We start from the raw sequence: 20,833 nt of genomic DNA on the forward strand, positions 1-20,833 counted from the left end.
GCCCATCGGCCTATGCTGCAACCGAAACGGCACATCTGCCGGTGCCTACCGTGAGGACGGGAATAATTTGGCATTCGAGATTTCGCCACCGCGGTGTTGATTGGCAAAAGAAAACGGCGAAATCCTATTGTGGAATCTCGCCGTTTTTGAGTTGCCAGCCTTACCGAATCAGTCCTTGCTCAACAGCACGTTAACACGTTAAGCGAGGGGCCGGACGCGGGCGACGACCCGTTTTATTCTGAACGCAGCGCCTCCAGGGGGTCCAGCAGGGCCGCCCGGCGGGCGGGCAGGACGCCGGCGACCAGGCCGACGCTGACCGCCATCAGCTCGGCGGCGAGGGCGTAGGACCAGGGCGTTTCCAGCGGCAGCGCGGGCAGGGCCAGCTTCAGCGCCAGGGCCAGCAGCCAGCCCAGGCCGAGACCGGCGCCGCCGCCCAGGGCGGCCAGCACCGCCGCCTCGCCGAGGAAGATCAGCAGGATGCGTTTGCGCGTGGCGCCGATCGCCCGCAACAGGCCGATTTCCCCGGTCCGCTCGGAGACCGCGATGGTGAGGATGGTGAGGATGCCGATGCCGCCCACCAGCAGCGAGATGCCGCCGATCGCGGCGATGGCGAAGGTGATGGCGTCGAGGATGGTGCCGAAGGTCTCCAGCATCTTCTGCTGGGGCGTGACGGTGTAGTCCTCGCGGCCGTGGCGGGCCGTGAGCACGGCGCGGATGCCGGCCTCCACATCCGCCAGCGGGGCGGTGGGCTCGTAGGTGAGGTGGATCTCCATCAGGCTTTCCCGGTTGAACATCTCCATGGCGCGGCCCACCGGGATGTACACCGTGTCGTCCAGATCCAGCCCCAGCACCTGGCCCTTGGCCTCCATCACGCCCACCACCCGGTAGCGTTCGCCCCCTACCCGCAGGCGGGCGCCGAGCGGATTGGCGTCGCCGAAGAGCTCCTGCGCCACCTTGGCGCCCAGCACCACCATCGCCCGGGCGCTGCGGGGGTCGTCATCGGGCAGGAAGTCGCCGCTGCTGACGTTCATCCGCATCACTTGCGACATCGCGTGGCTGACGCCGTAGATCATCACGCGCCGGCTCTTGCCCTCGTACGCCACGTCGCCGTTGCCCTGCACCGTGGGGTCGGTGGCCAGCACGTGGGGCGCACGGCGCAGGGCCAGGGCATCGTCGATGGACAGCGGGCGCACGGTGTTGATGGCGCCGATCGCTCCGCCGCGGGTGTCGGTGCGGCCCGGCGTGATGCCGATGATGTTGGTGCCGAACTGGGTGAACTCGTCGATCACGAAGCTGTGCAGGCCGCGGCCGATGCTGGTGAGCAGGATCACCGCGGTGATGCCCACCGCGATACCCAGGGCCGAGAGGACGGTGCGCAGGCGGTGGGCGGTGAGCGATTGCCAGGCGAAGCGGAGGAAGTCGGCGGCGCGCATCGTTCAGCGTCCAGAGGACAGGGCCAGCACCGGGTCGAGGCGTGCCGCCCGGCGCGCCGGCGCCACCGAGAACAGCACGGCGGTGACGATGGCGGTGAGGGGCGCGGCCAGCAGCGCCCACCAGGGCGGGGCGATGGGGATGGCCGGGTAGATGTCGCCATCAGCCATTGCCCCAGCTTGCCCGCCGCCAGGCCGGTGCCGGCGCCGCCCAGCGCCAGCAGCACGGCTTCGGTGAAGAACAGCAGGCGGATCTGGCGGCTGGTGGCGCCCAGGGCCTTCAACAGGCCGATCTCGCGCTTGCGCTGGGTGACCGAGATCAGCATCACGTTCATGATCAGGATGCCCGCGACGGACAGGCTGATGGCGGCGATGCCGCCCACGGCCAGGGTCAGGGCGCCGAGGATGCGGTCGAAGGTGGACAGCACCGCGTCCTGGGTCAGCACCGTCACGTCGCGCTCGCCCTCGTGGCGCTGGCGCAGGATCTCCAGCACGTCCTCCTTGGCGGCCGGCACTTGGGCGCGCGACTTGACCTCGACCATCACCCGGAACAGCGCCTCGCTGTTGAACAGGGCCTGGGCCGAGGCCACCGGCACGATCACGATCTCATCGGTGTTGAAGCCGAGCGACTGGCCCTGGGCCGCCAGCACGCCGACCACCCGGAAGCGCCGGTCGCCGATCTTCAGCCACTCGCCGACGGCGCCCTGGGTGCCGAACAGCTCCTGCTTGATCTTGGCGCCGATCACGCAGACCGGCTGGGCATGGTGGGGGTCGCCCGCCGGGAGGAACACGCCCTGGGCCAGGTCCGTCTGCCGCACCTCGATGAATTCGGCGGTGGAACCCAGCACCGCGGTCTCGCGGCTGCGGGCATTCACATGGACGTCGCCGGTGCCGACGATCAGCGGCGCCACCCGGCGCACGCCGTGGCTGCGGGTGAGCGCCAGGGCGTCGTCCAGGGTCAGCAGGCGCGGCGTCTTGCCCACCAGGAAGCCGGGGATGCCGCCCGCCGTCTCGGCCCGGCCCGGCAGGATGATCAGCAGGTTGGCGCCGAGGCCGCTGAACTGCTGCAGCACGTAGCGCCGCGCGCCCTCGCCCAGCGCCGTCACCATCAGCACGGCGGCGACGCCGATGCCCATCGCCAGCAGGATCAGCAGGGTGCGGGTGCGATTGCCGCGCACCACCTTCCAGGCGAAGTCGAGGGTATCGGCCGGCCGCACGGCGCTTAGTCCGTTTCGTCGGACACCAGCTCGCCGTCCACCATGCGCAGGCGGCGGCGCGCACGGGCGCCCAGCTCGGCGTCGTGGGTGACGACCACCAGCGTGCCGCCGGCGGCCTGGAGTTTCTCCAGCAGCGCTATCACCTCCTGGCCGGTATGCCGGTCGAGGTTGCCGGTGGGTTCGTCGGCCAGGATCAGCCGGGGGCGCATGGACATCGCCCGGGCGATCGCGACCCGCTGGCATTGGCCGCCGGAGAGCTGGTCGGGACGGTGCCGGGCGCGGTTCTCCAGGCCGTATTCGGCGAGCAGGGTGTCCAGGCGGCGCGGCGCTCCGCCGGCTCGACGCCGGCCAGGACCATCGGCAGTTCGATGTTCTGCTCGGCGGAAAGGCGGGACACCAGATGGAAGAACTGGAACACGAAGCCGATCTTCTCGCGCCGCACCCGGGCCAGCTCGTCGTCGGAGAGTCCGGTCACGTCGCGGCCGTCGAGCGCGTAATGGCCGGCGTTGGGGCGATCCAGCAGGCCCAGCACGTTGAGCAGGGAGGACTTGCCGGACCCCGAGGGGCCCATGATCGACAGGTATTCGCCGGCACCGATGGACAGGTCCACGCCGCGCAAGGCATGGACCTCCTCGTCGCCGACGCGGAACACGCGCTTGATGCCGGAGAGCTGGATCATCGGGGTGGAGGCGGGCATCCGGGCCTGATCAGGGCTTGGGCGCCTCGATCGTGACGCTGGCGCCGGCCTTGACGCCCTCCCGATCCAGGGAGGTGACCACCTGCTCGCCCCGGCCCAGACCTTTTTTGACTTCGGTGTACTCCCAATTGGACAGGCCGATTTCCAGCTTGCGTCCTCCAGGCGGCCGTCCTTGGGCACCAGCACCTTGTTGCCCGGCATCAGGGCCGGCGTCGGGATGCGCAGCACGTCGTCGCGGGCTTCCACCACCACTTCGATGTCGGCGCTGTAGCCCACCAGCAGGTTGCCGCCGCCCTCGCCGCGCGGCGGTTCGTCGAACTCGACTTCCACTTCCACGGTGCGGGCCTGTTTCTCCAGCGCCAGCACGTAGGGCGCGATGCGTCGCACATGGCCCTTGAAATGGTGGCCGCGATAGGCGTCCAGGGTGATGCGGCCGACCATGCCGGTGCGCAGCCGGGCGGCGTCCACCTCGTCGATCGGCGCGGTGACGTAGAGGCAGGTGTCGTCGATCAGATCCACCGCCGGCAGGGTGGGAATGCCCGGTGGCGAGGGCGTCAGGTATTCCCCGAGTTCGCCGTTGATCTCGGCGACGATGCCGGCGAAGGGCGCCCGCAGCACGGTGCGCTCGGTGTCCGCATGAGCCGCCGCGATGCGGGCCTCGGCCTCCTTGATCTGGGCCCGTGCCGAGTCGCAGCTGGCGGCGCCGGAATTGGCCTGGGCCTCCGCGCGCACCACCCGCTCCTCGGAAACGAAACCCTTGTCCCACAACTGCCGCGCCTGGCGGGCCTCGCTGCCGCTGGCGCGGGCCAGCTGGCAGACCTCGACCACCCGTGCCCGGGCGGTGACCAGTTGCTCGCGGGCCAGGCGTTCCCGTGCCGAGAGATCGTCGTTCCAGAGTTCCAGCAGCAACTCGCCGGCCGCCACCCGCTGGCCTTTCTTCACCGGCAGGCGGGCGATGCGGCCCCCGGCCGGGGGTGCCAGCTTGGCCCGCCGACAGGCGGCCACGGAGCCGGCACGGGTGTTGGCGACGGTGGCCTCCACCCGGCCGGGCGCGGCGGCGGTCACCAGCACCGGCACCGGCTTGGGGCGGGTCATGAACTTGAAGCCGGCGAACAGCAGGACGGCGATCAGAATCGTGAGCAGCAGGGGGCGGGATGGTTGCAGGCGCATCGTGTCGTGGAGCCGGGCGGTGTGAGGGAATCGGGAGGTCAGGCCGGTTCGTCGGGCTCGAGCTGGCGTTCGAGCAGGGCGATCTGGTCCTTGAGCAGCAGCTTGCGCTTTTTCAGCCGCCGCAGCATCAATTCGTCCCCCACCGGATCGTCGATCAGCCGGGCAATGGCCGTATCCAGATCGCGGTGCTCCAGGCGTAGCTCATCGAGTCGAAGCTGGATGGCTTCAATGTCGGCAATCGGTTCCATGCCGGCATCTTATGCGGGCTGTCCGGCCTTGGCAACGACCCCACACAGGGTATTTCATGTGATTGCCCTGGCCTGCCCCGCGACCTTGCTCCGGTCACCATGAAAAAACGGCAGGCGCCGCGTGATCGCGGCGCCTGCCGTGGCGGCAGTGCGAAGCAGGGATCGATCAACCGATCTTCATGCACACGGTCCAGGTGGTAGCGATGGTTTCGTCGTAAGTGGCCCCGCCAGGCACGAGGGCGGTGGGTGCCAACGGCGCGTTGCCGGTCGCCCCACGCAGATTGCCGATGTTGTTGCCGATGTTGTTGGCGGGCAGGGGACCGTCGATCAAGGTATCCACCGCGGCGGCTTGCTTGGACGACAGATTGGAAGCGCAGACGAAGGCTCCCGTCAGTCCGTACACCTGGCCGGTGGCGATGCCGAGCGCGCCGTTGGCGCGATGCCTGGGCAGTGCCGCCGTGCCTACGGCGGTGGGGTCTCCGCTCAACAGTCCGGAAGCGCGCAAGGCCTGCCAGAAGACCTGGTTCTCGCCGGCCGCGTTGGTGAAGGTGGCGCCGATCGGGGCCGTGAGAATGCCGTTGCTAGCGGCGCTTCCTACCGTGTTGGGCCAGCCGCGAGCTTGGAAGGTGGCGAGGGCTTCGTCTCCCGGGGGCGTGTTGTAGCGGTCGATGTAGCCGTTGTAGGCGGCCTGGATCGACTTCATGTCGTTGACGATCGATTTGGTCTTGCTGTTTTCGATCATTTCCTGGCCTTGCAGGACCCCGGCGAGCAGGACGCCGATGATCACCAGGACGATGGCGATTTCGACCAGGGTGAAACCTTTCTGGCGCTGAAGCGGGTGGCGTTTCATGGATGTTTTCCTTTCAGGGAATGTAATGACGGTATTACGACGGAATGATTCTGGCCGCCGCAAGGCGACCGCGGAAGTCAAATTTCTTTACAGGGGGTGCGCCGCGGGCAGGTCGAGGATGAAATACACGCCGTCGTCGGCGGGCCTGGCCCGCAGGTCGCCGCCGCCCTCGCGCAGGCTCTTGCGCGCCTGGTACAGCCCGAGCCCGAGCCCGCCCGGACGCCCGCTGGAAAACGGCTCGAACAGTTTCTGGGCGCCCAGGCGGGGGCTTCCGTCCGGGAGCGGACTGAAAAACGCCAGTTCGACCGTCGCGGCCCCCGCGGCGAGGCGGATTTCCAGCATGGATGGGCTGCCGTCGCGCCACGCCTGGGCCAAGTTGGTGAACAGATTGTCGAGCGTGCGCGTCAGCAGATGCGGCGAGACCCAGGCGCTGGCCTCGCCCACGATGGCGAGGTCGATGCCGGCGAGCTGGGCGGCCCGCGCGGCGGCCAGGCGCAGGTCGACCCGCGCGGCCGCTTCCGTTTCATATCGTTTTCCCAGCGCGTCGATCAGCCGCTCGGCGCGTTCCTGGGCCAGCGCGGCGTTGTCGCGCAGGCGGCGGGCGGCCGCCTGCATCGCGGCGGCGGTTTCGGCGCCGGCGAAGTCGGCGCTTACCCAGAGCACCCACTGCGCCAGGTTGCGCATGTCGTGTTGCAGGTAAAGCGACAGGCGGGCGCGTTCCGCGAGAGCGGCCGAGAGCGCCTCGGTGCGGGCGTGCAGGCGCGTTTCGAGGAGCAGCGCGAAGACCCGGGCGAGATGCTCGGCGAACACCCGGTTCTCTCCCCACCGGGCGGCATGGACCAGTTCGAGCCGGAGTTCGACTTCGTCGCCGCTGCTCAGCGCGAAACGCAGGGGCCTGGTCCGTGGCTGGCCGCCATGCTCCCGATCCTCGAGCAGGCCGCTGACCGGCTGGCCGAACCAACTGCCTCCCCAGCGCATGCGGCGCCAGCCGCCGGCACACAGGTCCGGCCATGCCGCCGCCGGCAGGTCGAGCGGATCGATCGGCTGGCCGGCGAGCGCGAGGATGTTCTCCATGCGGCGCCGATAGCTGCGCCCCACGCTCGCCACCCGCAGACTGGCGGCGAGCAGCGCCATGCCGACCACGGCCAGCATCAGCCCCAGGCTAGCCGGGCCGCCGAAGTCCATATTTCTTCAGGTAGTAGTAGACGTGTTCACGCGCCAGGCTGAGGCGGCGGGCGGTTTCGGCGACGTTGTGGTCGGTGTCGGCCAGGGTGCGCCGCAAGAGCTGCTCTTCCGCCGCCGCCGCCGCTTCCCTGGGGCCTTCGTTCACGCGGGCCGTGATCTGCAGGCGGGCTTCGCCGGCCTCCACCATGCGCGCCTCCTGGCGGGCGAAGAGTTCGGCGCGGCGCACCGCCTGCACCAGCGCGGCCACCGCGACCGGCTTGAGCAGGAAGTCGAAGGCGCCGCGCCGCACCGCTTCCAGCGCGGCCGCATTTTCGTCCTGTCCGGTGAGGACGATCACTTTCGTCGATGGGCTGCGGCGCAGGCACTCGTCGAGTATTCCCAGGCCCTCGCGCATGCTGCTCGGCGCCGGCGGCAACCCCAGATCGAGCACCAGCAGGGCCGGCGGCGATGACGACTGCAGATGCGGCAGCGCCGTTTCCCTGCTGTCCGCGATGCCGACCTCGAACCCAATGTCGGTGAGGATGGCGCGGAGGTAACCGGACAGTGCCGGGTCGTCCTCGACGATCAGGAGCGATCGGACATCCATGGCGCGCCGCTCAGAATTTCCCCGCTTCCAGCATCCGGTTGAGCAGGACGCGGGCCGACAGCCAGGTGACGGCGTCGTCGAATTCGCCGCCCGGGGCGGCGGAATTGTCGACGAGGCCGCGGGTGACGAAGAGATTGTCGCCATCGGTGTTCTCGAGTTCGTCGGCGCCGGTGGGCGCGGCGATGGCGGCGCCGCCGCTGCTGATGGCGCCGGAACCGTTCTTGCCGTGTGAGACCAGGACCACGGGCACGTTGGCGGCGGCGGTGCTGGCGGGCGTGGTGTCGCGGTTCTCGACGTCGAGGGTGCCGACGCTGGTCAGCAGCATGCCGGTGGCGCTGTCGGAGAAGGCCGGGGTGACGCGATAGCGGATGCGGCGGCTCCAGGCGTCGGTGCCGGCGAGGCCCAGGGTGATCCAGGGCAGGTTGCCTTCCTGGACGACGCAGGTGCCGACGGGGTTGCGGTCTTCCCGGCCGTCGTTGGCGACGCCGACGCCGGCGGCGGTGGTCTTGTCCGGGCAGGGCAGGTGGGGCGGCGTCACGCTCGCCGCATAGCCCACCAGCGCCGCGGCCGCGTCGTCGAGCGTCCGCCGCGTGCTCTCGATCTTCTGCTGGTCCACCTGGGTGCTGAACACCGCCAGGCCGCTGCCCAGCAACAGTGCGACGATGAGGAACACGATCGACAATTCCACCAGGGTGAAGCCGTTGGCTCGTCGTCGCGTCATGGCACGTCTCCTCACAGTTTTCCGATCTGCTGCATGCGGGCGAACAACTTCGCCGACGTCAACCAGGCGACGATGTCGTCGAATTCGCCGCCCGGAGCGGCGGGGTCGTCGACGGGGCCGCGGGTGACGAAGTGGTCGTCGCCATCGGTGTTCTCGAGTTCGTCGGCGCCGGTGGGCGCGGCGATGGCGGCGCCGCCGCCGCTGATGGCGCCGGAACCGTTCCTGCCGTGGGAGAGCAGGACCACGGGCACGTTGGCGGTGACGACGCTGGCGGGCGTGGTGTCGAGGTTGGTGACGTCGAGGGTGCCGACGCTGGTCAGCAGCATGCCGGTGGCGCTGTCGGAGAAGGCCGGGGTGACGCGATAGCGGATGCGGCGGCTCCAGGCGTCGGTGCCGGTAAGGCCCAGGGTGATCCAGGGCAGGTTGCCTTCCTGGGTGACGCAGGTGCCGGCGGGGTTGCGGTCTTCCCGGCCGTCGTTGGCGACGCCGACGCCGGCGGCGGTGGTCTTGTCCGGGCAGGGCAGGTGGGGCGGCGTCACGCTCGCCGCATAGCCCACCAGCGCATCCACTCCCGCGGCCAGCAGAGCGCCGCTGCGCGTCGCCGCCACGGCGGCGGCCTGGCCGTTGCCGAAAGCGCGCATCGCGAACATGGCGCCGATCAGGCCGAGGATCGTCATCAGCATCAGCAATGCCATGCCGGTTTCGCGGCGGCGCGTCATGGCGACCTCACCGCTTCCGTTCCACCCTGGCGTCGCCCGGCAGGAAATCCGAGCGCGTGCCGTGGTCGAGATTGAGTGTCTCGCCAATGCGCACCGGCCGCCCGTCGATCACGATCTGCTTCGGCGCGATACGGGGCGTCCCGACTTCCGGCACTGCGCTTCCTTCGACGACCGCCGCACCGTTGATCCAGGCCGTGCTGCGGCCCTTGTTCCGCCGCACCACGCCTCCCAGCGTCACCGACCTGTCCGCCGTCGCGGCTGCGGCGCCCGCGCCGCCGCGCGCCGCCGTGATCGCCATGCGCTCCTCGGGTGAGAACAACAGGGTGCCCAGGCGCGGCGGCGGCGTCCCGGCGGCGACCGGCGTGAGAGAGGAAAGGGCGCAGGCGAGCAGTACGGCCAGCATCGAACCCGGCCGCCGCCAGAGGGGGAGGGAGGGGCGGGAGGGGCCGGACGATGGCCGCAGGCGAGGCCGGCTCATGATGCCTTCCCTTCCGGCAAGGTGAAGAAGCGGAGCGTGCAACTGGCATACAGGCCGGTCGGGCCCGGGTTGTCGAGGTGGCAGCCCTCGACGCGGAAACTGCCCTTGACCTCCCGAGCGTAGCGCTGCAACAGGGTGAGGAGTTCGTCCTCGTGCACATTCTGCAGGTCGATCCTGAGGTCGTGCCGGAGCGGGGCGACAGACGAGGCGGAGGAATACGCCTCCGCCGTGGCGGCGTCGGTCAGTGCTTGCGGCGGTTCGAGGGTATAGCTGAGGGTGCCGCCATCCGGCCACAGTTGCTTGCCGACGGCAACCAACTGTTCGACCCAGCCTTCCCGGTCGGCCTCCCCCACCAGCCCTCGTTGCTTGAGCGCACGGAACTGTTCGATATGCAGTTGGATGTTGTTCAGGTCGAGCTGCCTTTGCGCCAGCTCGCTTTGCAGGGTTGACAGAACGAGCTTGCGGTTCGCCAGCGTCTCGGCGAGCCGGCCGCGCAGGAGGGCGCTGCCGGCAGCGAGCAGCACGGCGCCCGCCAGCACGGTCGCGAGCACGAGCAACGGCCGGCGCGCGCGTCGGGCGATGGCATGGATCGGGCTCATGAGTTGTTCGCCTCTGGAGGGAGCGGGAGGGCGCTGGGCAAAGTGACGCACCAGGCGAATTTTTCCGCGCCGTTGGCGGCGACGCCCCCGCGCAGGCTGCTGCCGGCGGCATCGTGCGTGGCATCCTGCCAGAGGGTGATGCCGGCGACTGCCGCGATGCGGCGCGATACGGAGCGCAAGGCGAAGGCGTGCTCGCTCGGCCTGTAGCTCGGCGGGATGGCGAGTTCGAAACGGAGTTCGACCTTGCGTGCCGGCGCTCGCGCATCCTTGACGGCGGCGAGCGCATCGGCCGTCGCGGCGCAGGGCGGCACGCCGGCCTCGAGTTCGCGCCAGGAAAAATTGGCCAGGCGCAGGTTGGGGTCGAAGGCGATCAAGCCGCCGGCCAGCCGCAGGTAATACGCGGCGTCGGGCGCCGCGGCGATTTCCTCCTGGTGCAGCGCGATCGCACGGCGCACCAGCGCGGGCTCGACGTCGTACCGCGCTATTTCGCCGCTGACGGCGCGCTGCTGCGTCGCGGCGCGCTCGTTTTCCGCGTCGATCGCCCGTTTTTCCGTGAGCAGACCATACACGGTATGCAGGTTGGCCGCGACGATCGCTGCGCCGACGACCAGCGCGCCGGCGATCCAATGGCGCGTCGCCCGCCGCACCCGGGCCGCCAGATACGGGATGCGCCGCTCGACGGGGGCCAGTTGCCCCGCGGGCGAGCGCAGCGCGAGGTCGAACAGGCGCTGCCGCCAGTCGGCCGGGCTGGCCGCTGTCGTACCCGGCAGCGTCACCAGACGCAGGTTGTTGGCCGTGAGCAGCGGTTTCATATCGCCGCTGTCGCCCAGATAGAGCAGCGGGTGCGGCTTGCCTTCGCGTTTCACGACCTGCGTGTTTTCCAGATAACGCAGGGTGCGGACGATTTCCTCGATGATCTGCTTCGCATGCAGGTCGGGCGTCGGCGTCAGTCGCGTCAAGACGGGCGTCCGCTTGCGCAGGTACACGATGCGCAGGTTGTCGGGGCCGGGCAGGGCGATCAGGAGGTCTGCGGGCAGGTCCTTGTGCCGGCACAGTTGCCAGAGGAGCAGCGAGGTCGGCCACACGCCGGCGACTGGCGCCGCGAGGGCGTCGAGCGCGGAGTCGATGCGTTCCCTGGCGCCGATGCCGTAGAGGATATGTCGAGTCGGCGCCAGCCGGTCGAGCAGGCCGCCTTGCTGCGCTGGCGTCAGGAAAGTGCGGTATGGCGAGTCGGGATAGGCCGCCGCCAGCTGGCGCGCGATGAGGGCGCTGCGGTCGCGGCCGAGCAGGCGCGGCGTACGGATTTTCGAGATGCTTTCCTCGGGCAGGTCGGTCACGACCCAGGCAGCCTCCGCGGCCGGCGCGGCGCCATGCCGCCAGCGCCCTTCCTCGCGGCGCCACAGCGCCTGTCCGGTCGGACCGATGTAGAGAACCTGACTCATGTCTTCATCTTCGAGAGCGAGTCGTAGATCGGGCTCAGCACGGCGAACATGATCCAGCCGAGGATCAGTCCCATGGCGACGGTGATGATGGGTTGGATCATGGCCTGAGCCTTGCCGATGGATTCGTTGATTTCGCGCGTATAGAAATAGCTGACGTTCTTCAGCGACTCGTCCAGCGCGCCGCTCGATTCGCCCACCTGCAGCATGCGGATCACCAGGACGGGGAACAGCCGCTCGGCCGCGAAGCTGCTCGAGATCGAGGTGCCGCTGGCGATTCGTTCGATGACGCGGCCGATGGCGTCCTGGATGACGAGGTTTCCCGACACCTTGCGGCAGTGGCCGAGTCCGTCGAGCACGGGGATGCCGGTTCCATACATCAGGGCGAAGGTGTCGGTAAGCCGCGCCAGGATGATTTTTTTCAGGACTTCGCCGAATAGCGGGATTCTCAGCACCAGGAAGTGGAGGAAATGGCGCACCCCGGGGTTGGCCTGCGCCAGCGCCACGACGCCGGCGATCAGCAGCGGCGGCAGGGCGATGAGCGCCCACCAGTATTTCAGGAACAGGTCGGAAACCCAGATCAGGGCGCGGGTCTGGATGGGCACGCCCTGCTCCATGCTGAGCAGGAAGGTGGTCAGTTGCGGTACCACGTACATCATCATGAAGACCACCACGATACCGATCACCGTCATGGCGAAGGCGGGGTACATCAGCATTTTCTTGGTCTGGGCGGCGATTTCGTGCTGCCACTTCAGCGCACGCACCAGTTCGCGCAACACCTCGGGCAGATTGCCGGTCACCTCGCCCGAGGAGACCAGGTTCACCACCACCTCGGAGAAGATGCCGGGGTATTTGTCCATCGCGGCGGCGAGCGTCTCGCCCGACTGGATGCGCTCGTAGAGGCCGGCCGAGAGATGCTGCGCTTCGGTCGAGGCCGCGGTGTCGCGCATGTCGCCCAGCGCGGTGAGGATCGGCACCCCCGCCCGCATCAGCATTTCCATCTGGAACAGGAAGTTGATGAGTTCCTGCTGCGTGAGGCTCTTGACCGCGCGCTTGTGCTTCGTGACGACGCTGGCGCGGACCAGGGTGAGTCCGAGCCGGTCCAGCTGGGTGACGAGGTCGGTTTCGTGCAGCGCCTCGATCTGGCCCTTGACGATGCGGTGGTTGGCGTCCGCGGCGCGATACTGGAAGCGCGGCATCAGGCGATGTTCTCCGTGAGGTCGACCACGCGGCTGATTTCGTCGATGGTGGTGACCCCCTCGCGCACCCGGCGCAGGCCGTCCTCGGCCATGCTGACGAAGCCCCTGCTGCGCGCGTGGTCCTCGAGCGCGTTGACGCTGGCTTCCCGGGTGATCAGTTCGTCGAATCCCTTGTCGAACTTGAGCAGCTCGAAGATCGCGATGCGCCCCTTGTAGCCGAGGAACTCGCAGGCCTGGCAACCCACGGGCCGGTAGACGCTGGCGGTTTCGGCGCCGGCGAGACCCAGCAGCTCGGCCTCGATCGGATTGGGGACTTCGGGTTTCTTGCACTTCGGGCACAGCGTCCTGACCAGGCGCTGGGCGACGATGCCAATGATGTTGCCGGCCATCACATTGGCCTTGACGTTGAGGTTGAGCAGTCGTGGGATCGACTGGATCGCGGAATTGGTGTGCAGGGTCGAAAACACCTGGTGGCCGGTCATGGCGGCGCGGAATGCCATTTCGGCGGTGTCGTGGTCGCGGATCTCGCCGACGAGGATCACGTCCGGGTCCTGGCGCATCATCGACCGGATGCCTTCCGCGAAGTCCATCTTCACCGTCTCGGACACCGAGGTCTGGCGGATCATCGGCAACGGGTATTCGACCGGATCCTCCAGCGTCATGATGTTCACGCCTTCCTTGTTGAGGTGGCCGAGGACGGAGTACAGCGTGGTGGTCTTGCCCGATCCGGTGGGGCCGGTGACGAGCAGGATGCCCTCGGGCCGCGCCAGCATCAGCTTGAGCAGCGTCAGCTGCTTGCCGGTCAGCCCGAGTTCGTCGATGGGCACCAGTCCGTGGACGCGGTCGAGGATGCGCAGCACGAAATTCTCGCCGTGGATCACCGGCTGAGTGGCGGAACGGAAGTCCACCGGGCGCCCGGAAATCGTCAGCGAAATGCGCCCGTCCTGCGGCGCACGGGTTTCGGCGATGTTCATGCCCGCCATCACCTTCAGCCTGACCACCATCGCGGACCAGTAGCGCAGGTTGAGCACCCGCACCTGGCGCAGCACGCCGTCGATGCGGTAGCGGATGCGGAGGAAGCGGGGCTCGGGCTCGAAGTGGATGTCGGACGCGCCGCTCAGGGTCGCGTCGACCAGCAGGGCGTCCATCAGCCGCACCACCGGATGGCTGTAGCCGCTGGGGTTCTGCTCCAGGCTCGCCGCGTCGATGTTGCCCGTATCGAGTTCGTGCAGGATGCCGTCGATCGACAGTTCGTGGCCATAGAAATGCTCGATGGCCGTCTGGATCTCGGCGTTGCTGGCGAGCCGCCAGAGCGGTTTGGCCTTTCCCTGCAGCAGGGCGTTGACCTGGTCGGCGGCGACGATGTTGCCGGGGTCCGCGCTGGCGATCAGCAATTCGTTCCGCTGCCGCTCGAGGCTGACCGGAAACAGGTTCAGCCGCTTGGCGATCGGCTTGCCGATCAGGGCCAGCGCCGCGGGATCGGCCGCGATGTCCTCGAGGCTGATCGCCTCCTCGCCGAGGCTGGTGGCGAGGGCGCCGCGCAGGATTTCCTCGGTGATGAAACCGAGCGCAAGCAGGGTTTCGCCGAGCGGCTTGCCCATCACCTGCTGCTCCTGCAGGGCGATACGCAGCTGATCCAGCGTGATCAGGCCGCGATCGAGCAGCAGGTCGCCGAGCCTGGCCGGCGGGGTTCCGGCGGTTGTGGGTTGGTCGCTCATGGGGATTCCCGACCTTGCCGGGCGCCGTCTCCGGCGGATGGCGAGGGCGCCGCGCCCTGCTCGAGTTGCCCGGCGCGCTGCAGGGCCAGCGAGCGCGATGGGAACGCCTCCACGGGGAGTCTCTCGGACAGGGCGATCGACCGCCTGTAGTAGTCCAGTGCCTGGGGATACTTGTGCAAGCGATCCAGGGCGACGGCCAGGTTGTAGGCATGGAGCGGGTTGCCCGGTTCGAGGGAGAAGGCCCTGAAGAACGCCTGCTGCGCGTCGGCGAATCGTCCCTGCCGTGCCCGCAGGTCGCCGAGCGCCGCCTGGGCGTTCGCCGAACCGGGATTGCGCTGGGCATTGTCGGCGGCGCGTGATGCGGCCGCCAGGATGTCGCCGTCGGCGGCCAGCGCAAGCAGTCCCGCGGTCGCGTCCGGATGGGACGGGGCCGTGCGCAGGATCTCGCCGTAATAGTCCCGCGCCTCCGGATTGCGTCCCTCGCGCCTGGCGATGTACGCAAGCCCGAGCAGGGCGTCGATTTCGCCGCCGTTGCCGGCGAGTGCCCGGCGATAGTGCTCCGCCGCTTCGTCGAAGCGGCCGGCGGTGAGGGCGGCATATGCGCTATCCAGCGCCGTGGCCGTGGCGGGCGAGGCGATGAACACCGGTTGATCGCGTTTGCCGCGCAGTGACAATCGATTGTTCGCGGCGACCGGAGGGGCTTCGCGGGCGGTCGATGCCGGTGCCGGCTGGGAAGGCGCGGGCGTCGCGGCGGCGGGCAGGCGGGCCGCCGCTTCGTCGCCGCCCTCCGGCGCGGCTGGCGGAACGACGGACGGCGCTGCATCGGCGGTCGCCGTGTTTCCGGCGAGTTCCGTCCCGATGAGATTCGACGATGACGATGGAAGCCCTGGAAGTCCGATCGTCAGCAGGGCGGCGCCGGCGGCGCACACGCCGATTCCGAGCGCGCCAAGCAGGATCGGCTTGCGGCGCGACCTGCGCGGTTCGGGTCTCCGGCCGGCCTCGAATAGTTGCCGGGCCACCTGGGGAGATGCGTGCGCGGGGCTTTGCGGGGCCGGTTCGAGTGCGGGGGCCGGTTCTACGTCGACTGACGCCGTCTGTGCGGCAGTGTCCTGCGCCGACGCCATGGCGACCGGTGCCGGCGTGGCGTCCGGCGTGGTTTGGATGGCTTGGGCGACTTGAATGGTTTCGGCGGCCTCGACCGGGGTCGGCAGGGGTTCCATTTTCAGGGACATCGTCGCCGCCGGGAATGCGGGGGGCTCCACGGTGTCGTCCAGGGGGGCGGACCCTCGGCTTGCTCTGGGAATGTCTCCGCGTCGATCCGCAATGCGTCGATGGCCGGAAACTCCAGCGCGGGCGCGGGGGGCGAGACGGACGGAAGGGGCTGCGCGGCTTTTTCCCGCTGTTCCTTTTCCTCGCTGGCGCGCTGCAGGGCGTCGAGAAGCAAGCTCATGACCAAGCCGGCCAAGCCGGAACCAAACGGGAGCAGCTTCGATGAAGTACTTTGCCGCTGGGCCGGAAAAGCAGCAAAGACGCCCGCCCCCTCCCGGCCGCCCAGGGCCGGCTTTGCACAGCCGGCCCGCTGCGGCGGCGCGGAGCAGTGCTCCGCGAAACCCCGCCTCCGCCCCCCTCGCGGGGGAGGTGACTATTTGGCTTGCTTCGCTCGCAATTCATAAGATTTGTCATGACTTGGTCGCTTAGGGATCAAGGCCTGCCGAATGCCTTGCGGGTGTCGGACACGACGGACCGGAAGCCCTTGAAGTCTCCCGCCAGGCTGGCGTCGTTCAATACCGTGGGCCGGATGAAGATCACCAGCTCGGTCTTGCGGCTCCTGTTGTCCTTGTAGGAGAACAGATCGCCCAACCCGGGCACCTTGTTCAGGCCGGGCACGCCGTCCACGTTGCGGTTGCTCGAATCCTGTATCAGGCCGCCCAGCACCGCGATGTCTCCCGATTGCACGCGCATGATCGATTCCATCTCGCGGCTCTGCACCACCGGAATCATGTTGGTCACACCGGCGTTCTTGAGCGCGGGGCTGGGATCCACGGCGTAGGAGGTGATCCGGCTGATCGTCGGTCGAAGGTTGAGGATGACTTCGCCGTTGCCATCGATCTGCGGCATCACCGTCATCAGGAAACCGATCGGCACGGTATGCACCTGACTGGTGTAGGTCGGCGCGACGGCGGGCGTGGTCAGGGTGGCGGGGGTGCCGGCGGTGACGTCGATGGTGAAGTAGATTTCGTTGTCCACCACCTTGAGCACGCTGGTCTGGCTGTTGAGCATCGACAGTTTCGGGCTGGAGAGCACGCGCAGGGTGCCGAACGATTCCAGCAACTGCGTCACCGCGCTGATGCTGCCGCTCTTGTACGCCTTGCTGATGGTCAGCGTCGACAGGCCGCTGAGCAGGCCGCCCGTGATCATGCCGTTGGCGGGGCCGACCGGACTGAAATCGATCTGTGCCGAGGTCGAGCCGTTGCGGATCAGGCTCCAGTCGATACCCTGCTGGTAGCGATCGGACAAGTCGACTTCGACGACGGTCGCCTCGATCAGCACCTGCCGCCGCGCGTTTTCCATGACGCTGTCGAGAAACTCGCGCACTTTGTCGTGCTGGCGTTGCGTGGCGCGGACGTTGACCACGCCGTTTTCCGGATTGGCGATGATCGAGGCCGCTTCGCGATACACCACCGGCCGCGCGGCGGCGGGGGCGGCCTGGCTGGCGCGCGCCGCGTTCGACGCATTGACCACGGCGTTCGCGGCCTGGACGCTGGAGACGGTGGGTTGCGGCTGAGCCGGGGCGGTGGCCGTTGCCGCGACCGCCGGCGCGGTTGCGGCGGGCTGATCTTCCGTAACGATCCGGTCGGTTTCGCGCAACAGATCGCGCAGGTTTTCGATCAGGGTGTTCCAGAAATCATTGTTCGCCGTATTGGAGATACGGGAACTCGACTGATTGCTGACGCCGCCCCCGCTGCCCGAGCCGCCACCCGAACCGCCACCCGAACCGCCAATCGTGGTCGAGAGGCCGACCGAGCTTTCCGCGCGGCGCGAAATGTTCGGATAGTTGACCTTGTACATCTTGAGATAGGGGACGTCCGGCATGATCGACAGCTTTTTGCCGTTCAACTCGTAGCGCATGTCGACTTGGGTGGCAATGATGTCGAGAATCTCGACGATGTTCTGGTCGAGCGCGCTCATCGTGACCGTGCCGGAAATGCCGGAATGGATCGACACGCTCAGTTTGGCGTCGCGCGCCAGGGCGAACAGAAGGTCCCGAACGTCCAGGTTGTGCACGACGACGCTGTAGACCTCCGCCTTTTCCGTCGGCCGGGGAGGGGGCGGCAGCGCCGGTACGGCGGAGAACCCCGGCGCCTGACCGGCGACCGGAGGGGCGGGTTCGAGATGCTGCGCCGATGGGGCGGGCGCCGGCGTGGCGCAGCCGGCGGCGAGGATGGCCAGTGCCAGCGAGAGCGCGAGGGTGCGCGCGCTGGCGCGCCGGGTCGGGGGATGGTGTCGTTTCAAGGATGTTGCTCCGCTCGGATGCCGGCCCATGTCCTGAGCACCGGATGATCCGCCCTGAGTTGCGGCGGCAAGGCGCTCAGCGCCTCACGAGCCGCCTGCTCGTCGGGGTAGCTGCCGAGGTATATCGCGACCGCGGCCCGGTCGGCATAGTTTCTCCTGTGCGCATAGACGTTCGAAAGGTCGACGTGCGGTTTGATTTTGTTCAGGTATTTCGTCAGATCGACTCGCGCGGGCAGTGTCGCCAGCTGCAGGGTGAATCCGCGCTGCTGCGGGTCGGCAACCGCCGCTTCCGTGCGTGTGATGATCATGTCTGGGTCCGGTTCTGCAATAACGGGGGAAACCACGGGGGAAACCTTGCGCGACACCGCCCGCGATGACGTTCCCATGCCGTCCTGGACGGCGGCGGCGGTCTGCGGCGCCGGACTCGCCGACGCCGCCGGATGCGCCAGCCACCAGGCAACCGCCGCCGACAGGAACGCTCCCAGCGCGAAACTCGAAACCCCCAGGCGCCAGCCGCGGCGGCTTGCCGCTGTTCGTGTCTGCGCCGGGTTTGCGTCGAGATCGCCGAAGGCCGTCCGCACATGGCTCTTGTCGACGCGCTGCGCGGTTTTGGCATAGGCGGCCAGCAGCGATTTGTCGGCGAGCAGATTGATGCGGCGGGCGCGGCCTTGGGACGCCTTGATCACCAGCGCCATCGCGGCCGGGGAGAACAGCCTGCCGCCGCGCCATCCCGCGATGCGCAGGCGGTGGTCGATATACGCCTCCGCTTCTTCGGAAGTGAGCGGCGGCAGTTCGAAGCGGTGGATGACGCGGTCCCTGACCTGCCGCAGCTTCCTGTCGGCAAGCAGCGTGTCGAGCTCGGGCTGGCCGAACAACACGATGTTGACCAGCTTGTGACGGTCGGTTTCGAGGTTCGACAGCATGCGCACCTCTTCCAGCGATTCAGGCGGCATCGCGTGCGCTTCGTCGACCACCAGCATGACGCGGCGTCCCTGGGCATGGCGCCGCAGCAGCTCCTCGTGCAGGCGTGCCAGGCTTCCCTCCGTGGAGGACGACAGATCGGTCAGGCCCAGGTCGCGCGAGATGGCGGTGATGATCTCGTCGCGGCTGAAGCGGGGGTTGGCCAGGTACACCGAATCGACATTGTCCGCCAGGTGCGCGATCAGCAATCTGGCGAGCAGCGTCTTGCCGCTGCCGATCTCGGCCACCACGATGACGATGCCTTCCTCGTGGCAGGCGACATGCTGCAGTGCGGAAAGGATGCCTCCACGCCGGCTGCCCGAAAAGAAGAAATCGGTGTCAGGCGTGATCTGAAAGGGGGGGCGGGCGAGTTCGAAATGTTTCAGATACAGGAGGACATTGGCGAAGAGTCAAGAGCAGCACCCACTTACCGGCGACAGGCGAATCGGGATGATGCGTTCATTTTTAATGTAATGAACATGAAGTTTATCAATAAATGAACAAATAGTTTCTATTGAAGGTGACAAGAAATTAACTTCCTGTTCATGGACGAAAAAGCGGAGTTCAGTCAGCGTCTGCGAAAGGCGATGGAAAACGCGGGTTATCCCCTGAGGCCCATCGTGCTGGAACGGGAGTTCAATATCCGCTACTGGGGCCGGGCGGTCACGGTGCAGGCGGTGCGCCGCTGGCTGCGGGGCGAAGCCATTCCATCGCAGGAAAAGCTTCAGGTGCTCGCCGACTGGCTGAAGGTGGAACCCCATGTCCTGCGCTTCGGCGAGAGCGCCATCAATTCGGTGCGCGAGAAAAAGAAGCGATGGGATGCCACGGTGGGCTACCAGGAACGCGAGGTGTTCGAGGCATTCCTGAGTCTTCCCGCGCCGCAGCGCAAGATACTTCGCGAGGTCATCCTGACCTTTGCCCAGGTGCATACCGGCGCCGAGAAGCCGTTGCAGAAATAGAGTCCCTCCCTTCAAGGGGAGGGACGGCGGTGGGGATGGGTTTTTTTGGGGGGGCGTAAGCGTTTGAATGCGCCATTTATCCCACCCTGTCCTCCTCCTGGCCTCCCCCTTGCGGAGGGGGGGAGCCAATTTGCAGTCGTTCATGCGGCTGCCCCGCGACCCCGCGCAAATTGCACCGGCAGCGGCGCGCCGGGCGCTAGAATCGGGCGCATGGCACGGACAATCGGACGTTATGAAATCCGCCGCGAGCTCGGGCGCGGCGCGCAAAGCGTGGTCTACCTCGGCTGGGATCCCCAACTGCAGCGGGAGATCGCCATCAAGACCATGCATTTCGACCAGCCCGATCCTCAGCGCAATGCCATGCTGCTGGCGGAGGCGCGCACCGTCAGCAAGCTGCAACACCCCAACGTGGTGGCGATTTTCGATGCCGGCGAGCAGGGCGGCGATCCCTATCTGGTGTTCGAATACGTGGCCGGACAGACCCTGGCCGAACGGCTGCGGCGCGAGGGGCCGATCGAGCCGGCGCTGGCCGCCGGCCTGATGCGCCAGGTACTCGGCGCCTTGGCGCAGGCCCATGCGCAGGGCATCATCCATCGGGACCTGAAGCCTTCCAACATCATCATGGACGCGGATGGCGCGCCGCGGGTGATGGATTTCGGCATCGCCGTGCGGGGCAACGATCTGCCGGCGGGCGAGGAGGGACTGCTGGGCACGCCCGCCTACATGGCGCCGGAGTACCTGGAGAGCCGCTGCGTCAGCGAACAGATGGACGTGTTCGCCGCCGGGCTGATCCTGCTGGAAATGATCACCGGCCGGCGTGCCATCCAGGGCGACTCGGTGGGGCAGATCGTCTACCGCATCCGCAACGAGGACGTGCAACTGCCCAGGGGCATCGACGAGAAGCTCGGCGACATCATTCTCAAGGCCTGCGCGCGCAAGCGCGAACTGCGCTTCGGCGACGCGGGGCAGATGCGCGGCGGCGTCGACGCCTATCTGGACATCGGCAGCGCCGCCGCCGATGGCGCGACGGAACAGCAGCAGGCCACCCTGGAATTCCTGCTGCGCCGGATGCGCCACAAGTCGGATTTCCCGGCGCTGTCGGATTCCGTGTCGGCGATCAACAAGCTCACCAATTCGGATCGAGA

20 protein-coding genes and 1 pseudogene are annotated in these 20,833 nt (G+C 67.9%); 3 read left to right on the forward strand and 18 right to left on the reverse strand.

The window, feature by feature from the left end; translation table 11 throughout:
• Window positions 1–233: 233 nt before the first annotated feature.
• The 18 genes and pseudogenes from B9N43_RS16845 to B9N43_RS16930 form a co-directional block, all read right to left on the reverse strand.
• On the reverse strand, window positions 234–1,433 hold the full coding sequence (locus B9N43_RS16845; RefSeq protein WP_145840318.1) for an ABC transporter permease: 1,200 nt from the start codon (window positions 1,431–1,433) through the stop codon (window positions 234–236).
• Complete coding sequence (locus B9N43_RS16850) at window positions 1,328–2,647, reverse strand: ABC transporter permease (protein WP_261379355.1); 1,320 nt, start codon at window positions 2,645–2,647, stop codon at window positions 1,328–1,330. Before B9N43_RS16850 ends, B9N43_RS16845 begins: the two co-directional genes overlap by 106 nt.
• 5 nt (window positions 2,648–2,652) lie before the next feature.
• Complete coding sequence (locus B9N43_RS17720) at window positions 2,653–2,856, reverse strand: hypothetical protein (RefSeq protein ID WP_409994736.1); 204 nt, start codon at window positions 2,854–2,856, stop codon at window positions 2,653–2,655.
• A gap of 24 nt (window positions 2,857–2,880) precedes the next feature.
• Window positions 2,881–4,514 (reverse strand): annotated as a pseudogene (locus B9N43_RS16860) (efflux RND transporter periplasmic adaptor subunit); the annotation flags it as partial.
• Window positions 4,515–4,552: 38 nt separating this feature from the next.
• The gene (locus B9N43_RS16865; protein ID WP_145840321.1) at window positions 4,553–4,762 is read right to left on the reverse strand and encodes a YdcH family protein; all 210 of its coding nucleotides are present in this window, start codon (window positions 4,760–4,762) and stop codon (window positions 4,553–4,555) included.
• 166 nt (window positions 4,763–4,928) lie between these two features.
• Entirely contained in the window at window positions 4,929–5,612 is a 684-nt protein-coding gene (locus tag B9N43_RS16870) for a type II secretion system protein (protein WP_145843361.1), read from the reverse strand.
• 87 nt (window positions 5,613–5,699) lie between these two features.
• Complete coding sequence (locus B9N43_RS16875) at window positions 5,700–6,797, reverse strand: hypothetical protein (protein WP_145843362.1); 1,098 nt, start codon at window positions 6,795–6,797, stop codon at window positions 5,700–5,702.
• Window positions 6,775–7,383: a response regulator gene (locus B9N43_RS16880; RefSeq protein ID WP_186453896.1), complete on the reverse strand. Its 609-nt coding sequence runs from the start codon at window positions 7,381–7,383 to the stop codon at window positions 6,775–6,777. Before B9N43_RS16880 ends, B9N43_RS16875 begins: the two co-directional genes overlap by 23 nt.
• A gap of 10 nt (window positions 7,384–7,393) precedes the next feature.
• Window positions 7,394–8,104, reverse strand: a complete 711-nt coding sequence (locus tag B9N43_RS16885) for a type II secretion system protein (RefSeq protein WP_145843364.1) — start codon at window positions 8,102–8,104, stop codon at window positions 7,394–7,396.
• Between the two features lie 11 nt (window positions 8,105–8,115).
• Window positions 8,116–8,823, reverse strand: coding sequence for a prepilin-type cleavage/methylation domain-containing protein (locus B9N43_RS16890; protein ID WP_145843365.1), 708 nt, complete (start codon window positions 8,821–8,823; stop codon window positions 8,116–8,118).
• Window positions 8,824–8,830: 7 nt separating this feature from the next.
• Complete coding sequence (locus tag B9N43_RS16895; protein WP_145843366.1) at window positions 8,831–9,301, reverse strand: hypothetical protein; 471 nt, start codon at window positions 9,299–9,301, stop codon at window positions 8,831–8,833.
• The gene (locus tag B9N43_RS16900; protein WP_145843368.1) at window positions 9,298–9,900 is read right to left on the reverse strand and encodes a hypothetical protein; all 603 of its coding nucleotides are present in this window, start codon (window positions 9,898–9,900) and stop codon (window positions 9,298–9,300) included. Before B9N43_RS16900 ends, B9N43_RS16895 begins: the two co-directional genes overlap by 4 nt.
• Window positions 9,897–11,342, reverse strand: a complete 1,446-nt coding sequence (locus B9N43_RS16905) for a hypothetical protein (RefSeq protein ID WP_145843369.1) — start codon at window positions 11,340–11,342, stop codon at window positions 9,897–9,899. The genes B9N43_RS16900 and B9N43_RS16905 overlap by 4 nt, the downstream gene beginning before the upstream one ends.
• Entirely contained in the window at window positions 11,339–12,538 is a 1,200-nt protein-coding gene (locus B9N43_RS16910) for a type II secretion system F family protein (protein WP_145843370.1), read from the reverse strand. The genes B9N43_RS16905 and B9N43_RS16910 overlap by 4 nt, the downstream gene beginning before the upstream one ends.
• A complete protein-coding gene (locus tag B9N43_RS16915; protein ID WP_145843371.1) occupies window positions 12,538–14,256 on the reverse strand; it encodes a GspE/PulE family protein in 1,719 nt (572 codons plus the stop codon). Before B9N43_RS16915 ends, B9N43_RS16910 begins: the two co-directional genes overlap by 1 nt.
• Entirely contained in the window at window positions 14,253–15,488 is a 1,236-nt protein-coding gene (locus tag B9N43_RS16920) for a tetratricopeptide repeat protein (RefSeq protein ID WP_145843372.1), read from the reverse strand. The genes B9N43_RS16915 and B9N43_RS16920 overlap by 4 nt, the downstream gene beginning before the upstream one ends.
• 469 nt (window positions 15,489–15,957) lie before the next feature.
• Window positions 15,958–17,769: a pilus (MSHA type) biogenesis protein MshL gene (gene mshL, locus B9N43_RS16925; protein ID WP_186453898.1), complete on the reverse strand. Its 1,812-nt coding sequence runs from the start codon at window positions 17,767–17,769 to the stop codon at window positions 15,958–15,960.
• Window positions 17,766–19,079, reverse strand: coding sequence for an ExeA family protein (locus B9N43_RS16930; protein WP_315904567.1), 1,314 nt, complete (start codon window positions 19,077–19,079; stop codon window positions 17,766–17,768). The genes mshL and B9N43_RS16930 overlap by 4 nt, the downstream gene beginning before the upstream one ends.
• Between B9N43_RS16930 and B9N43_RS17270 the strand changes: the two genes are divergently transcribed.
• The 3 genes from B9N43_RS17270 to B9N43_RS16940 all read left to right on the forward strand — a co-directional run.
• Window positions 18,999–19,229: a hypothetical protein gene (locus tag B9N43_RS17270; RefSeq protein ID WP_186453901.1), complete on the forward strand. Its 231-nt coding sequence runs from the start codon at window positions 18,999–19,001 to the stop codon at window positions 19,227–19,229. The genes B9N43_RS16930 and B9N43_RS17270 overlap by 81 nt on opposite strands.
• A 45-nt stretch (window positions 19,230–19,274) precedes the next feature.
• Window positions 19,275–19,688 (forward strand): transcriptional regulator, encoded by a 414-nt coding sequence (locus B9N43_RS16935; RefSeq protein ID WP_145840324.1) that lies wholly within the window; start codon window positions 19,275–19,277, stop codon window positions 19,686–19,688.
• Between the two features lie 210 nt (window positions 19,689–19,898).
• A partial coding sequence (locus tag B9N43_RS16940; protein ID WP_145843629.1) for a serine/threonine protein kinase occupies window positions 19,899–20,833 on the forward strand: 935 nt, incomplete at its 3' end.

Source organism: Denitratisoma sp. DHT3 (assembly GCF_007833355.1).
Lineage (GTDB): Bacteria > Pseudomonadota > Gammaproteobacteria > Burkholderiales > Rhodocyclaceae > Denitratisoma.

Excerpts from the sequence above, each read along its gene's own strand:
- B9N43_RS16870 (WP_145843361.1), bottom strand. The coding sequence starts at position 5,612 with ATGAAACGCCACCCGCTTCAGCGCCAGAAAGGTTTCACCCTGGTCGAA.
- B9N43_RS16935 (WP_145840324.1), top strand. The coding sequence starts at position 19,275 with ATGGACGAAAAAGCGGAGTTCAGTCAGCGTCTGCGAAAGGCGATGGAA.
- B9N43_RS17720 (WP_409994736.1), bottom strand. The coding sequence starts at position 2,856 with ATGCGCCCCCGGCTGATCCTGGCCGACGAACCCACCGGCAACCTCGAC.
- B9N43_RS16920 (WP_145843372.1), bottom strand. The coding sequence starts at position 15,488 with ATGTCCCTGAAAATGGAACCCCTGCCGACCCCGGTCGAGGCCGCCGAA.
- B9N43_RS16875 (WP_145843362.1), bottom strand. The coding sequence starts at position 6,797 with ATGGACTTCGGCGGCCCGGCTAGCCTGGGGCTGATGCTGGCCGTGGTC.
- B9N43_RS16890 (WP_145843365.1), bottom strand. The coding sequence starts at position 8,823 with ATGACGCGCCGCCGCGAAACCGGCATGGCATTGCTGATGCTGATGACG.
- B9N43_RS16885 (WP_145843364.1), bottom strand. The coding sequence starts at position 8,104 with ATGACGCGACGACGAGCCAACGGCTTCACCCTGGTGGAATTGTCGATC.
- B9N43_RS16880 (WP_186453896.1), bottom strand. The coding sequence starts at position 7,383 with ATGGATGTCCGATCGCTCCTGATCGTCGAGGACGACCCGGCACTGTCC.
- B9N43_RS16910 (WP_145843370.1), bottom strand. The coding sequence starts at position 12,538 with ATGCCGCGCTTCCAGTATCGCGCCGCGGACGCCAACCACCGCATCGTC.
- B9N43_RS16915 (WP_145843371.1), bottom strand. The coding sequence starts at position 14,256 with ATGAGCGACCAACCCACAACCGCCGGAACCCCGCCGGCCAGGCTCGGC.
- B9N43_RS16845 (WP_145840318.1), bottom strand. The coding sequence starts at position 1,433 with ATGCGCGCCGCCGACTTCCTCCGCTTCGCCTGGCAATCGCTCACCGCC.
- B9N43_RS16905 (WP_145843369.1), bottom strand. The coding sequence starts at position 11,342 with ATGAGTCAGGTTCTCTACATCGGTCCGACCGGACAGGCGCTGTGGCGC.
- B9N43_RS16900 (WP_145843368.1), bottom strand. The coding sequence starts at position 9,900 with ATGAGCCCGATCCATGCCATCGCCCGACGCGCGCGCCGGCCGTTGCTC.
- B9N43_RS16895 (WP_145843366.1), bottom strand. The coding sequence starts at position 9,301 with ATGAGCCGGCCTCGCCTGCGGCCATCGTCCGGCCCCTCCCGCCCCTCC.
- B9N43_RS16865 (WP_145840321.1), bottom strand. The coding sequence starts at position 4,762 with ATGGAACCGATTGCCGACATTGAAGCCATCCAGCTTCGACTCGATGAG.